This is a genomic window from Gallibacterium genomosp. 3, assembly GCF_001678475.1.
In the GTDB taxonomy this organism is placed as follows: domain Bacteria; phylum Pseudomonadota; class Gammaproteobacteria; order Enterobacterales; family Pasteurellaceae; genus Gallibacterium; species Gallibacterium faecale.
Window position 1 is genome coordinate 36,260 of the sequence record NZ_JTJR01000001.1, and the last position, 13,834, is coordinate 50,093.

General features: G+C 37.4%; 13 protein-coding genes. 8 read left to right on the forward strand and 5 right to left on the reverse strand.

Annotated elements, in window-relative coordinates:
- The first annotated feature begins 63 nt into the window (after positions 1-63).
- From apt to QV06_RS00220, 7 genes are all read left to right on the forward strand, one after another.
- Positions 64-609 (forward strand): adenine phosphoribosyltransferase, encoded by a 546-nt coding sequence (gene apt, locus QV06_RS00190; protein ID WP_065233647.1) that lies wholly within the window; start codon positions 64-66, stop codon positions 607-609.
- A 17-nt stretch (positions 610-626) separates the two neighbouring features.
- The gene (gene dnaX / locus QV06_RS00195; RefSeq protein WP_065236403.1) at positions 627-2,828 is read left to right on the forward strand and encodes a DNA polymerase III subunit gamma/tau; all 2,202 of its coding nucleotides are present in this window, start codon (positions 627-629) and stop codon (positions 2,826-2,828) included.
- A 72-nt stretch (positions 2,829-2,900) separates the two neighbouring features.
- Positions 2,901-3,230, forward strand: a complete 330-nt coding sequence (locus QV06_RS00200) for a YbaB/EbfC family nucleoid-associated protein (RefSeq protein WP_065233649.1) — start codon at positions 2,901-2,903, stop codon at positions 3,228-3,230.
- Between the two features lie 77 nt (positions 3,231-3,307).
- Positions 3,308-3,910, forward strand: a complete 603-nt coding sequence (recR, locus tag QV06_RS00205) for a recombination mediator RecR (RefSeq protein WP_065236404.1) — start codon at positions 3,308-3,310, stop codon at positions 3,908-3,910.
- Between the two features lie 103 nt (positions 3,911-4,013).
- Positions 4,014-4,451, forward strand: a complete 438-nt coding sequence (locus QV06_RS00210; protein WP_065236405.1) for a DNA polymerase III subunit chi — start codon at positions 4,014-4,016, stop codon at positions 4,449-4,451.
- Positions 4,452-4,473: 22 nt separating this feature from the next.
- The gene (locus QV06_RS11805; protein WP_209435858.1) at positions 4,474-5,550 is read left to right on the forward strand and encodes a hypothetical protein; all 1,077 of its coding nucleotides are present in this window, start codon (positions 4,474-4,476) and stop codon (positions 5,548-5,550) included.
- Between the two features lie 14 nt (positions 5,551-5,564).
- Complete coding sequence (locus tag QV06_RS00220) at positions 5,565-8,441, forward strand: valine--tRNA ligase (protein WP_065236407.1); 2,877 nt, start codon at positions 5,565-5,567, stop codon at positions 8,439-8,441.
- A 55-nt stretch (positions 8,442-8,496) separates the two neighbouring features.
- Here QV06_RS00220 and pgeF read toward each other — a convergent pair whose 3' ends face one another.
- Both pgeF and rluD read right to left on the reverse strand, forming a co-directional pair.
- Entirely contained in the window at positions 8,497-9,243 is a 747-nt protein-coding gene (pgeF, locus tag QV06_RS00225) for a peptidoglycan editing factor PgeF (protein ID WP_065236408.1), read from the reverse strand.
- A complete protein-coding gene (gene rluD / locus QV06_RS00230) occupies positions 9,243-10,217 on the reverse strand; it encodes a 23S rRNA pseudouridine(1911/1915/1917) synthase RluD (RefSeq protein WP_065236409.1) in 975 nt (324 codons plus the stop codon). Before rluD ends, pgeF begins: the two co-directional genes overlap by 1 nt.
- Positions 10,218-10,401: 184 nt before the next feature.
- Between rluD and bamD the strand changes: the two genes are divergently transcribed.
- On the forward strand, positions 10,402-11,196 hold the full coding sequence (gene bamD / locus QV06_RS00235) for an outer membrane protein assembly factor BamD (protein WP_065236442.1): 795 nt from the start codon (positions 10,402-10,404) through the stop codon (positions 11,194-11,196).
- Positions 11,197-11,256: 60 nt separating this feature from the next.
- Here the strand turns inward: bamD and QV06_RS00240 are convergent, their stop codons facing one another.
- Genes QV06_RS00240 through QV06_RS00250 form a run of 3 tightly spaced genes read right to left on the reverse strand, consistent with a single transcriptional unit; the run spans position 11,257 to position 13,817 of the window.
- Positions 11,257-12,762 carry a peptide ABC transporter substrate-binding protein gene (locus QV06_RS00240; RefSeq protein WP_065236410.1) on the reverse strand — a complete coding sequence of 502 codons (1,506 nt, stop codon included), beginning with the start codon at positions 12,760-12,762 and terminating at the stop codon, positions 11,257-11,259.
- Positions 12,762-13,409 carry a YchE family NAAT transporter gene (locus QV06_RS00245; RefSeq protein WP_065236411.1) on the reverse strand — a complete coding sequence of 216 codons (648 nt, stop codon included), beginning with the start codon at positions 13,407-13,409 and terminating at the stop codon, positions 12,762-12,764. The genes QV06_RS00240 and QV06_RS00245 overlap by 1 nt, the downstream gene beginning before the upstream one ends.
- A gap of 57 nt (positions 13,410-13,466) precedes the next feature.
- On the reverse strand, positions 13,467-13,817 hold the full coding sequence (locus QV06_RS00250; RefSeq protein ID WP_065236412.1) for a RidA family protein: 351 nt from the start codon (positions 13,815-13,817) through the stop codon (positions 13,467-13,469).
- Positions 13,818-13,834: the final 17 nt, after the last annotated feature.

Sequence of the window (13,834 nt, forward strand, 5' to 3'; positions counted from 1 at the left end):
GTTAGAATAGCAAACTTTGAGAGTAGCACCCGCTACATATAATTTTGTGTTAGGCAAATAATCATGAACCAACAACAAAAAGAGTTAATTAAATCATCTATTAAATCAATTCCAAATTATCCTGCAGAAGGCATTATTTTCCGTGATATTACTAGCTTAGTTGAAGTGCCAGCGGCATTTAAAGCAACAATAGAGTTGATTGCTGAGCATTTTAAAGCGAAAAATATCACTAAAGTGGCTGGAACTGAATCTCGCGGTTTTATTTTTGGGGCACCAGTTGCATTAGCATTAAATGTGCCATTTATTTTAGTGAGAAAACCAGGAAAATTGCCACGTGAAGTCATTTCTCAATCTTATGAACTTGAATATGGTCAAGACACATTAGAAATGCATACCGATTCTGTCAGTAAAGAAGATAATGTGCTTATCATTGATGATTTGCTTGCTACAGGTGGAACAGTCGAAGCAACGATCAAATTGATTCAGCGTCTTGGTGGAAAGGTTGAACATGCTGCGTTTGTGATTAGCTTGCCAGAGCTTGGCGGTGAAGATCGTTTACGTAAGTTAGGTGTTGAACCATTTACCTTAGTAGATTTTGAAGGACATTAATTCAAGAAAGGATAGGCATGAGTTATCAGGTATTAGCACGCAAATGGCGACCAAATCGCTTTTCTGAAGTGATTGGGCAGGATCATGTGATAACCGCCTTAAGTAATGGTTTAAATAGTCAACGTTTACATCATGCTTATCTATTTTCTGGTACTCGAGGAGTAGGGAAAACCTCGATAGCCCGTTTATTTGCTAAAGGATTAAATTGTGAAACGGGCATCACCGCAGAACCTTGTGGTGAATGTGAAAACTGTCGTGCTATTAAAGAAGGCAATTTTATTGATCTAATTGAAATTGATGCGGCATCACGGACAAAAGTCGAAGATACACGTGAATTACTCGATAATGTGCAGTATAAGCCAGTACGAGGTCGCTTTAAAATTTACTTGATCGATGAAGTGCATATGCTTTCTAGACACAGCTTTAATGCTTTATTAAAAACATTAGAAGAACCGCCAGAATATGTGAAATTCTTACTGGCGACAACCGATCCGCAAAAATTACCTATTACGGTGCTTTCTCGCTGTATTCAATTCCATTTAAAAGCGTTAGATACTGATGTGATAGCTGAACATCTGGGTAAATTGTTGGCACAAGAAAAGATTAGTTATCAAATCCCTGCATTGAATAAGTTGGCTCAAGCTGCACAAGGGAGTGTGCGAGATGCGTTAAGTTTAACTGATCAGGCGATTACATTAAGTAATGGCAATATTACAACAACGACAGTGAATGCAATGTTAGGGCTATTAGACAGTGATAAATCAATCGCGTTGTTAAGTGCAATTTCTCAAGCAGATGGTGAAGCAGCTATGCAGGTATTGCACGAAATAGCACAACAAGGTATTGATTGGGAAAGAGTTTTACAAGATATGGCTGAAACATTGCACCAAATTGCCATGTTACAATTATTGCCACCAAAAGGACAATCAGTAGATTCTTCTCTGGCACTACTAGCGAAAACAATTTCAGCAGAAGATATACAGTTTTATTACCAATTAATGCTAAATGGGCGTAAAGAGTTAGCCTACTCGCCTGAAGCTAAAACTGGGGTAGAGATGACGATTTTACGTGCTTTAGCATTTCACCCTAAACGTTTTACGTTTGCTCAGCCGGTAACCAATCAAACAGTGACTGCTAATGAAATTAAGCAATCGCAACCTAATTCGGTTATGCAAAGTGAGCAAAAGCCAAGTTCTTCCGTAGAAAATAAGCCACAGCTAACAAAACCAGAAGTTGTTATACATTCAGAGGCGAAAGCAACTATTGCAACCGCAGTAGAAGAGCCAAAAACAGAGCAAAAAGTAACGCCTGATGTGCGTTCTTCTGCATTATTGTCTAGTGATATTTTGCAGCAGGTAGCAAGTTTAGAACAGGGTAAGCCAGCACATATTGCAGTAGAGGATAAACAGCCGACATCTATTTCAGAAAAAAAAAAGGTTTCGGTGAATGATGCAAATATCACGGCAATAACCTCAACAGCAATAAATTTTGATAAATCTGCAACTACGATTACGTCTGAACAACAAGTTACTGTACAAACTCAAGTTAACACCTCAGAAAACATTACTTCAACTCATGTGACAGAAGCTCACCAGGCTGCTGAACAAGCGCCATTATCTCGTTTATTACAAGATGATAATGCGCCTGTAATCGAAACAACAGAAGATACTGAGATTGAAACAACCGGTATTTTGAATGAGAATTATCATTGGTCATGGAGTGATCCAACAATAGATCAACAGCAGCAAGCAATGCGTCCGTCAGATATTAAAAAAGCGTTACTGGAGAAATACACGCCGGAAGTTGTAGAAAAAGTGGTGGAACGTGCTAATGAAAAAAGCCAATGGAGTGCGGATATTGAAAAGCTTGAATTGGCGGGTGGAAGTAAGCGAATTTTATTAAATTCTGTGGTGTTAGAGAAGGATGAACATTTTATGCGTTTGGGGGTTCGTCCAGAATCATTTTTATTAGCGAAATATCTCGATCTCAGTTTTATCAATAAAGCTTTTCAAGATTTTTATGGTAGAAAAATCAAGATTGAACTAGAAGAATATACGGGGCCAGAAGTGACGCCATATGAGATTCGTGGTGAAATTTATCAACAGATGGTTGATGAAGCCCAACAAAAATTGCAACAGGATCAAAAATTAAATCAATTTATGCGGCAATTTGCAGCAAAAATTGATTTAGATTCGGTACGCCCAACTGGGAAAGAATAGTTTTGTGCGTTGCACAATAACGGTTTTCAGTTAAAATACAGCCTTTGTGTTTATTATTTGAGAGAGAAAATTATGTTTGGAAAAGGTGGATTAGGCGGCTTAATGAAACAAGCCCAACAAATGCAAGAACGTATGCAAAAAATGCAGGAAGAGATCGCTCAATTAGAAGTAACGGGTGAATCTGGTGCGGGACTTGTTAAAGTGACTATTAATGGAGCACACAGCTGCCGTCGTGTTGAAATTGATCCTTCTTTGGTTGAAGATGATAAAGAGATGCTAGAAGATCTTATTGCTGCTGCATTTAATGATGCAGTACGTCGTGCGGATGAAATGCAAAAAGAAAAAATGGCATCTGTTACCGCAGGTATGCAATTACCACCAGGCTTTAAAATGCCATTCTAAGTTATTTACGTTAGGGAGTAATGACTCCCTAACGAATCACCATTAATCGTATATCTTTCAAAAAACCTATCTTAATTATGCAAATTAGTCCTTTATTAGATGAATTAATGAATGCATTACGTTGTTTACCGGGTGTTGGACCAAAATCTGCACAGCGTATGGCATATCATTTGCTACAACGTGATCGCAGTGGGGCAATGAATTTAGCCAGAACATTAACCGATGCGATGTCGCATATTGGTCACTGTAGCCAATGTCGCACATTCACTGAAGAGGAAGTTTGCAATATTTGTAATAATTATCGCCGGCAAGAGAGTGGGCAACTTTGTGTTGTCGAAATGCCATCTGATATTCAAGCGATTGAACAAACTGGACAATTTTCTGGACGCTATTTTGTGCTAATGGGACATTTATCTCCGTTAGATGGTATTGGTCCTAAAGAAATTGGGTTAGATCTCTTGCATAAACGTTTGCAAACGGAATCTTTTAGTGAAGTGATTCTAGCGACCAACCCTACTATTGAAGGGGATGCTACCGCAAATTATATTGCCGAAATATGCCAACAGTATGGTGTAAAAGTAAGCCGTATTGCACATGGCATCCCTGTCGGAGGTGAGTTAGAGATGGTGGACGGCACAACATTATCTCACTCCTTTATTGGCAGACGAGAACTTAAATAAGTGTAATAAACATCGGATATTTAGTGATTTAACTGCGCCGATTCTTTATCCTATTTTTCTTTTACGTTACAATAGCCGACTTGTGTGAATAAGCAGGATAATTATGGCAAAACAAGCTCTTTTTTATGTTTTTTCTGGTGCAACTATGCAGTTACATGCATTAGAAAGTAAAGCCTGTGATTTAGCGGCAGACGCATGGCGTTTAGGCAAAAAAGTATTGATTTCTTGTCAAGATAAAGAGCAAGCGTTGTTAATTGACGAAATGTTATGGCAACGTGATCCTGAACAGTTTGTTCCCCATAATTTATCTGGTGAAGCTGGTGGCTTTATGACACCTGTGGAAATTTGTTGGCCAGAAAAACGTAACGCACAACGCCGTGATTTATTGATTTCATTATCATTACAAGTACCTGAATTTGCATTGCTTTTCCCTCAGGTTATTGAGTTTGTGCCAACGGATGAACAGCTCAAAATATTAGCGCGAGAACGTTATAAATATTATCGCCAATTAGGCTGGCAGTTAGATACTGAAAATATATAATTTTTATTTTAAGGGGGAAAATATGCTAGATAAAGTGAGATCAATAATAAAAGATGTAAATTTAGATGATGGAGAAATTATAATTCATAAATTAGATAAAAATCGGAAAGATGATATTGTATGTAAAAAAGCATATTATGAAAAATCTTTATCTAGAAATGACCTGGAAAGTTTAAAAGAAGGTGATGAGGTAGAATTTTACCCAACTACGATTGGTTCTAAAATTTATGCTAAGGAATTAAAGATTTTATCAAATAGTTCTATACATATATCAACTATTAAATATATAGATAGAGAAAGAGAGCAAATAATTATTAATAGGATTAGTAGAGAGCAAGATAAAGATTTTTTATGTATTAAACAATATTATAGTCATGTATTAACAGATACTCTGTTTAAGAGTTTATCTGTTGGAGATAAAGTTAAATTTAAATCTGTCATAAAAGATAATAAGTTTTATGCTGAGCTCTTGGAAGTTCTGACAACTCAAGAATTAAAAGAGGAAACTATAAAAGTTAATACTAAATTCCTCACAGAAAATCTTATTGAAAGTATTAGAAGTTCTCTAAATGAGATCAATAAGGGGGCTGATTTTGAGGATTTTGTATTTTTTATTTTTAAATTATTAGGTATATCCGAGATTTATGCTGTTCCCAAAAATAATGCTGGTGGACGGGCAGATGGTATTTTTAAAGTTTCCAATATATCAACTAATACCCCAAAATTAGAAGTAATATATGATTGTACATTAGATCCAAATTGGGAAATAAAAAAGAAAGAACAAATAAAAAATTATAAATCTCAAATTTGTAGAAGCAGTATGTCAATTGATTATGAATTTATTGAGAGTACTTCTAATAAGAAAATCATAAAAACATCTATTCTATTTAATAATAATTCTCAAAAAGAAATTTGGATAATAACTAAGAGTTCCACAAGAGTAGTAGAGAATAGTCAAGAAGACATTTCAGGAGAACAAATGTCGATTTTGGTGAAAGAGGTTAGCATTTTCGATTTAATTAAAATTTTAGAAAATAAACTTCACGATACTAAATATATCAAGATTGACGATATTGCTGATAGACTAAAACATATATAAGAGAAGAAACAACAATGACAAAACCATTTGAAATGGCCGATCGCTTTGATGCGAATGCCGTAGAACAAGCCCTGTATAAACATTGGGAACAAAGCGGTTACTTTAAACCGTCTGAAAATGAGAATGTACCAAGCTATTCTATTGCTATCCCGCCACCAAATGTTACTGGTAGTTTGCATATGGGACACGCTTTCCAACAAACATTAATGGATACCTTAATTCGTTATCATCGTATGCAAGGTGACAATACCTTATGGCAAACAGGAACAGACCATGCCGGTATTGCAACACAAATGGTGGTTGAGCGTAAAATTGCTGCGGAAGAGAATAAAACACGTCACGATTATGGACGTGAAGCATTTATCGAAAAAATCTGGCAATGGAAAGCGGAATCTGGTGGTACGATTAATCAACAAATGCGTCGTTTAGGCGATTCAGTTGATTGGGATCGTGAGCGTTTTACTATGGATGCGGGTCTTTCTGAAGCTGTGAAAGAGGTATTTGTCCGTTTATATGAAGAAGGTCTAATCTATCGTGGTAAACGTTTAGTAAACTGGGATCCGAAATTACATACTGCGATTTCTGATTTAGAAGTTGAAAATAAAGAATCTAAAGGAAGCTTATGGCATTTTCGTTATCCATTGGCGAATGGAGCTAAAACAGCAGATGGCCTAGATTATTTAGTCGTAGCGACCACTCGCCCTGAAACTATGTTAGGGGATACTGCGGTTGCGGTACATCCAGAAGATGAACGTTACCAAAACCTAATTGGTAAGACTGTGATGTTGCCATTAGTGAATCGTGAAATTCCAATTATTGCCGATGAATATGTAGATAAAGAATTTGGAACAGGGGTAGTAAAAATTACTCCAGCTCATGATTTTAACGACTATGAAGTTGGTAAACGTCACCAATTACCAATGGTGAATGTGTTTACTCTAAATGCGGATATCCGTGAGCAAGCGGAGGTGTTTACTTTTGAAGGTAAACAACACGAAAGCTATGTCGCAGAGATCCCAGCATCTTATCGTGGACTTGAACGTTTTGCAGCACGTAAACAGATTGTGGCAGAGTTTGAATCTCTTGGTCTATTAGAAGAGATTAAACCACATGATTTAAAAGTGCCTTATGGTGACCGTGGTGGTGTGCCAATCGAACCAATGCTAACCGATCAATGGTATGTCAGCGTAGCGCCATTAGCCAAAGAAGCAATCCGTGCTGTTGAAGAAGGCGAAATTCAATTCGTGCCAAAACAGTATGAGAATCTTTATTTCTCTTGGATGCGAGATATTCAAGATTGGTGTATTTCTCGTCAACTTTGGTGGGGACACCGTATTCCAGCGTGGTATGACGAAGCAGGTAATGTCTATGTTGCACGTGATGAAGCTGAAGTACGTCAAAAATACCAACTTTCAGCAGATGTAGTATTACGTCAAGATGAAGACGTGTTAGATACTTGGTTCTCTTCTGGTTTATGGACATTCTCAACTCTAGGTTGGCCAAATCAAACCAAAGATTTACAAATGTTCCACCCAACTAACGTATTAATTACTGGGTTCGATATTATTTTCTTCTGGGTTGCTAGAATGATTATGTTTACCATGCACTTTATTAAAGATGAAAATGGTAAACCACAAGTACCATTCAAAACTGTGTACGTCACTGGGTTAGTCCGTGATGAAAACGGTGCGAAAATGTCCAAATCAAAAGGTAATGTCCTTGATCCATTAGATATGATTGATGGGATTGATTTGGAAAGTTTAGTGGCAAAACGTACTGGTAATATGATGCAGCCGCAATTAGCAGCAAAAATTGAAAAAGCAACCCGTAAAGAGTTTGCGAATGGTATTGCTGCACATGGAACTGATGCACTTCGTTTCACATTAGCGGCATTAGCAAGTAACGGGCGTGATATTAACTGGGATATGAAACGCCTGGAAGGTTATCGTAATTTCTGTAACAAATTATGGAATGCGAGCCGTTTTGCATTAATGAATATTGACGGTAAAGATTGTGGATACAGCGGTAATCAAGAAATGAGTTTATCGCTTGCGGATCGTTGGATTCTGGCTGAATTTAATTTAGCAGTAAAAGAGTTCCGTCAAGCATTAGATCAGTATCGTTTCGATATTGCAGCGGGTACTTTATATGAGTTTATCTGGAATCAATTCTGTGACTGGTATCTTGAATTAACTAAACCAGTATTAAGTCAAGGCAATGAAGCGCAACAACGAGGTACTCGCCATACATTAATTACTGTATTGGAACAAATCTTACGTTTAGCGCATCCAGTGATTCCATTTATTACCGAAGAAATTTGGCAAAAAGTGAAACCTTTAATGCAAATTGAAGGGGAAACTATTATGTTACAACCGTTTCCGCAATTTGAAGAGAAATGGGTTGATCAACAAGCGATTAATGAAATTAATTGGATCAAAGAGTTAATCGTAAATGTGCGTAATATTCGTGCAGAAATGAATATTGCACCAAGTAAGCCATTAGATGTGTTATTGCGTAATTTAACTGCTGAAGAACAACAATGCTTAGCCGCAAACCAAGGATTAATCCAAACTATGGCGAAATTAAGCAGTATTAATTTATTAGCTGCAAATGAAGCCGCACCACTTGCAGTGACCAAGTTGATTGGTAATGCAGAGTTGTTAATTCCAATGGCTGGCTTTATTGATAAACAAGCAGAATTAGCACGCTTAAATAAAGAAATTGAGAAGTTAATTGGTGAAGTAAAACGAATTGAAGGTAAGTTAAGCAATGAAAGTTTTGTTGCTAAAGCACCAGAAGCCGTTATCGCCAAAGAGCGTGAAAAAATGCAAGATTATCAACAAGGTCTAGAAAAATTACGCCAACAATATGCGAGTATTGAAGCGTTATAGTTGGTGATTAATAGAGAAAAAGGGGCTGATTAGCCCCTTTACTATGTTATAGCTCTTATTTTTCACTAAACCAGATCAAAGTTGCCATACGGCCAGTTTTACCATCACGCCGATACGAAAAAAAGTTTTCTCTGTCGCTAAAGGTACAATATTCACCACCACTAATATTTTCAGCTAAGATGCCTGCTTTTTGTAAGTGTAAGCGTGCAAGTAGGTAGAGATTAGCAAAATACTTACCTACATTTTGAGGATCAGGTTGAAACGCTTGTTTTGCAGTTGGATCTATTTGACAAAATGCGGTGAGGACATCTTCTCCGACTTGAAAAGCGGTTGGGCCAATCGCAGGTGCTAACCAGATGTTAATTTGATCAGGAGAGGATGTAAATTGAGCTAATGTATTCTCTAATACACCATGAGCTAAACCACGCCAGCCAGCATGAGCGGCGGCAACTTCTTTGCCATTATTTGCTGCAAAAAGAACTGGCAAGCAATCAGCGGTCATAATCAAGCAGACTTGGTTAGCTTGATTAGTATAACAAGCATCAGCAGTGAGATTATTATCGTTAAGATGTAACTGTTTTACAGTTGTGCCATGTACTTGTGTCAAAAAAGTTGGAAATTCAGGTAATTGAAATTGCTCAACTAATTGTTGGCGATTCTGTTGTACTAAGTCAGGATCATCGCCAACATGATCGCCTAAATTCAGCCCAGCAAATACGCCACAGCTATGACCACCGGGACGTAATGTGCTTAAAGCATGGATATTGGCTGGCACTTGCCAATTTGGATAAATTGCTTTCATTAATAATCTAGCTCGTCTTTATGTAATTCGTAATCAGTTTTTAATGCGTCAACTAATTCCACAAAATCTTCTGGTAAGGGAGCATACCATTCCATTAACTCACCAGTAATTGGGTGTTCTAAGCGTAGCATAATGGCATGTAATGCTTGACGTTGGAATTGACGTAATACAGTTAATAAAGCTTCACTTGCGCCTTTTGGTGGTTTTGGTCTTCCGCCATAAGTTTGATCACCTAATAATGGGTGAGCAATATGTGCCATATGAACACGAATTTGGTGAGTTCTTCCTGTTTCGAGGCGTAATCGTAAGCGAGTGTAATTACGGAAGCGTTCCATAATTCGGTAGTGAGTTACCGCAGGTTTACCCATCGGATGAACTGCCATATGAGTACGCTTGGTTGGATGGCGAGCCATTGGCTGATCGACTGTACCACCTTTGGTCATAATACCGCTTGCAATGGCTTCGTATTCACGGGTAATTTGGCGTTTTTGTAAAGCACGTACCAATTTTGTTTGTGCTTCAACTGTTTTAGCCACAACCATTAATCCAGTCGTATCTTTATCTAAACGATGTACAATTCCCGCACGGGGTACTTCTGCTATTGGTGGATAGTGATAGAGTAAACCATTTAAAACTGTATTATCAGGATTACCAGCGCCCGGATGTACCACTAAATCTTTTGTTTTATTGATTACCAGAATGTGGTCATCTTCATAAATAATGTCTAGTGGGACGTCTTGTGGCGTAAAACGGGTATCCTCTTCAATTTCAACTTGCATTACGATCTGTTCTGTACCAAACACTTTTTCTTTCGGTACTGTGACCACTTTACCATCAACTTGTACTAAACCAGCTTCAATCCAAATTTTTATTCGAGAACGGGAATATTCCGGAAACAATTCCGCTAAAGTTTGGTCTAATCGTTGGCCTAATTGACGAGGTTGAACCTCTGCCGTTAATTTAAGGTGTTCCATAGTGATAATAATTCCAGTAACATAAACATTTAATTATTTGCTGATACGCTATACAATAACAGCAAAGAATGATGTCAAAGTCGTGATTGTACCTTAACTATCAGCGAGTTTACAGATTGAAAATACATTGTGCGATGAATTCATCGAGCAACTTGTCCAATCAAATTGAGGATCTATAATGAGTATGAATAAGATAAAAGCGATAGCTGTCACTGCCTTATCTGCGTTGGTATTAACAGCTTGTTCCAACTCTAAAGAGCAAGTAGAACAGGTACCAGTTCAAGAGTTATACCAAAAAGCCCAAGATTATCTCCAAGATGAAAATTATCGCCAAGCTATTCGTTACCTTGAAGCCACAGACAACCGTTTTCCATATGGCGAATACGCACAACAAGCAGATTTAAATTTAATTTATGCATATTATCGTAGTGAAGATTATGTTAATGCCTTATCAACCGCTGATCGTTACTTACAAAAATATCCGCAAGGCCCACATCTCGATTATGTGTTATATATCGCAGGCTTAACCAATATGGCGTTGGGGGATAATTTATTCCAAGATTTCTTTGGAGTAGATCGTGCTTCACGTGAAACTAAACCAAGAGAAAATGCCTATGGGAATTTTGAAACATTAGCACGTTATTTCCCAAACAGTGAATATACCAAAGATGCGGTGCAACGGATGCAATATATCCGCGAAAGTTTAGCAAAACATCAATATGAAATAGCAGAGTTTTACCAAAAACGCCAAGCTTATGTTGCAGTGGTAAACCGTATTCAAGATATTTTATTACGTCAATATCCTGAAACAAGTTATGCGTATAAAGCATTGCCAATGTTGCAAGAAGCCTATGCCGAGCTACATTTGGATAAACAAGCCAATGAAATTGCGAAAGTTTTAGCGGATCGTACTGAAAAAACATTCCCAGAGTTAGAAAAACCGGAATCTGCACCGGATGTGAAACCGCCATTGAAATAATCAATGGGTAAAAGTTTATCAAAGGTGTGAGAGCAATTTCACACCTTTTTTATTGTGGATTTAATGAACTAAACGATAGAGATCTTTGCTATAAAAAATCTGAGTTGGATTATTTAAATCATAACCGGCTACATTAGGTGCGATATAAACAGGAAGATAGTATTGGAAAATTGGTAAAATGATCGCATCTTGCACTAAGGCATCCACAACTTGTTGATAGAGTTGCTGGCGTTTTTCGATTTCAATTTCTACCATAGCTTGTTCAAGCCATTGATCAACTTGTGGATTGTGATAATGAAGTAGATTATCAGGACTTTTTGAATGGAAAATATTCAAAAATGCTGAAGGATCATTGTAATCTGCACACCAACCGCTACGAATTAATTGGAATTGTTGCTGGCTATGTTCAGTCGCCCAGGTTTGACTATCTTTTGCCTGTAAAGTGACTCTAATCAGATCTGACTGCGCAAATTGGCGTGTTAAATTTTGTGCAATTTGTTGGTTAATGACTGAATCATCAAAGGTTAAAGTAATGTGTAATGGGTGTCGATTAGTAATTTTAGCTTGCATTAATAGCTGTTCAGCAGGAGGTAAGTTTAAATACGAACCGAATAACATAGATTGAGGCAGTAAGTTTGCTGTGGCTTTACCTTTAATCGCAACATTAGCCACTGCGGATTGGCTAGAGATTAAACTTACTAATGCTTGGCGTACAGCAACATCATGTAATGTTGGATGATGAGGATTTAATTCGTAATAGTAACCACATAATTTTGGTACATATTGTACTTCTGTGCCTGTACGTTGTGTATTGAGTTGCCAATCAACTTGCGGAGAGGTGAGGTTATTACGCCAATATTCTACTTGTTGAAAAGAGAGATGGGCTTTATTCCAATAATAAGGATTAGCTGCCAATAAGATTTTTTGTTCATCAATCTGCTTTAATGTATAAGCACCATTCGAGAGTGCTGCCTTAGTAGGGACTAACGAAATATGTGCTAACATCATAGGCAAATTTGCATTTGCTTTATCTAATTGAATTTGTAGCGTATGTGTATCAATCGCCTGTATACCTAAAGCAGTGGCGGGTAATTTATCGGTCAGAATTTTTTCTGCATTTTGAATTGCAATAAATCCTAAATAGCGAGCTAAAGGCGCTTTACTGCTGAGTAAATGTTGCCAACTTTGTACGAAATCCTCTGCGGTAACATTGCTTCCATCAGACCATTTCGCATTTTGGCGTAAATGGAATAACCATAGTTTTTGATTTTTACTTTCCCAAGATTCAGCTACCGCAGGTACGATATTACCGTGAATATCATAACTAATAAGCCCTTCATAGAGATCATATAAAAGAGCAGTGTTCTGAAGATCATTGACTTGATGGGGATCTAATTGAAATTGGCTAAACTCTCCGGCACGAATCAAGGTCGTTGTGGACGCTGATTGAGCTGGAGGTGTAGGCTTAGTTTGTGTGGTGTTTTGTTTTTGTTGATCACAAGCAATAGTTAAAAATAAACAACAGCAAGCAATAAAAATGAACTTGCTTGATTTTAACATCTTCATTAGTGCAATAATCCTGGGAAAAGGTTAGAAATACCTGTGACACAAATTTCAATGCCAAGTGCCATCAAAATAAGTCCCATAATACGGGTGACTACGTTGCTTCCGGTTTTACCTAAGTATTTCATAATCATTGGGCCAGAACGAAAAATGGCATAACATAAAAATGAAAAAATAATAATTGAAATGGAAAAGCCGAGCCAATCAATCCAACTGTTATAACGGGAGGCCCAAACAATCGTAGAACTAATTGCCCCAGGGCCAGCAATTAACGGCATCGCAAGCGGAACAACTGCAATACTTTCATTTTCAGAAAAATCTGTGGCACGTTCTTCTTTATTTTGTTTTTCTTCCCCTAATTTCCCACTAATCATAGTCATAGCAATTGAAATCACCAAAATACCGCCAGCGATACGGAATGAATTGAGTGAAATACTGAAAAAATTAAGTAATGCTTGCCCGATAAATAAACTGGTAAGCAATACGATACCAATTGCAGTTGAGGTGACCAGCATTGTTTTTTGGCGTTCAGCTTTATATTGGTTGCTTGTCATACTCATAAAAATAGGCAACGAACCTAAGGGGTTAGTTACTGCGAATAAACCAATAAAAAACTGCATATAGATAGAAAAATTCTCAATAAACAACATACTTTTTTCAAATTAGGAGAAGAAATTAAATCGACTTATTATGACATAGGTAACGTATTATTTACACGCTGCAGTAATAACGATTTCGACTTTCCAATTCGGATCGGCGAGTTTTGCTTCAACTGTGGCTCGAGCTGGGGCAGCACCTGCAATAACCCATTCGTCCCAAGCGCGATTCATCTCTGCATAATCAGCCATATTTGCTAAGAAAATTTCAGCACGTAAAATGCGGGATTTATCAGAATTACTTTGAGCCAAGAGGTTATCAATCAGCTGTAACACTTGTTTAGTTTGTCCATAAGCATCAAGCGAGGTATCTTCAGGCACTTGTCCTGCAAGATAAACGATACCACCATAAATAGTTGCTTCAGATAAACGTGCACCTGCATCAATGCGCTTGATTGTCATAAGTACTCCTTTAAGTT

Coding starts and splice junctions, on each gene's coding strand:
- apt (WP_065233647.1), top strand. CDS start 64: ATGAACCAACAACAAAAAGAGTTAATTAAATCATCTATTAAATCAATT.
- dnaX (WP_065236403.1), top strand. CDS start 627: ATGAGTTATCAGGTATTAGCACGCAAATGGCGACCAAATCGCTTTTCT.
- QV06_RS00200 (WP_065233649.1), top strand. CDS start 2,901: ATGTTTGGAAAAGGTGGATTAGGCGGCTTAATGAAACAAGCCCAACAA.
- recR (WP_065236404.1), top strand. CDS start 3,308: ATGCAAATTAGTCCTTTATTAGATGAATTAATGAATGCATTACGTTGT.
- QV06_RS00210 (WP_065236405.1), top strand. CDS start 4,014: ATGGCAAAACAAGCTCTTTTTTATGTTTTTTCTGGTGCAACTATGCAG.
- QV06_RS11805 (WP_209435858.1), top strand. CDS start 4,474: ATGCTAGATAAAGTGAGATCAATAATAAAAGATGTAAATTTAGATGAT.
- QV06_RS00220 (WP_065236407.1), top strand. CDS start 5,565: ATGACAAAACCATTTGAAATGGCCGATCGCTTTGATGCGAATGCCGTA.
- pgeF (WP_065236408.1), bottom strand. CDS start 9,243: ATGAAAGCAATTTATCCAAATTGGCAAGTGCCAGCCAATATCCATGCT.
- rluD (WP_065236409.1), bottom strand. CDS start 10,217: ATGGAACACCTTAAATTAACGGCAGAGGTTCAACCTCGTCAATTAGGC.
- bamD (WP_065236442.1), top strand. CDS start 10,402: ATGAATAAGATAAAAGCGATAGCTGTCACTGCCTTATCTGCGTTGGTA.
- QV06_RS00240 (WP_065236410.1), bottom strand. CDS start 12,762: ATGAAGATGTTAAAATCAAGCAAGTTCATTTTTATTGCTTGCTGTTGT.
- QV06_RS00245 (WP_065236411.1), bottom strand. CDS start 13,409: ATGTTGTTTATTGAGAATTTTTCTATCTATATGCAGTTTTTTATTGGT.
- QV06_RS00250 (WP_065236412.1), bottom strand. CDS start 13,817: ATGACAATCAAGCGCATTGATGCAGGTGCACGTTTATCTGAAGCAACT.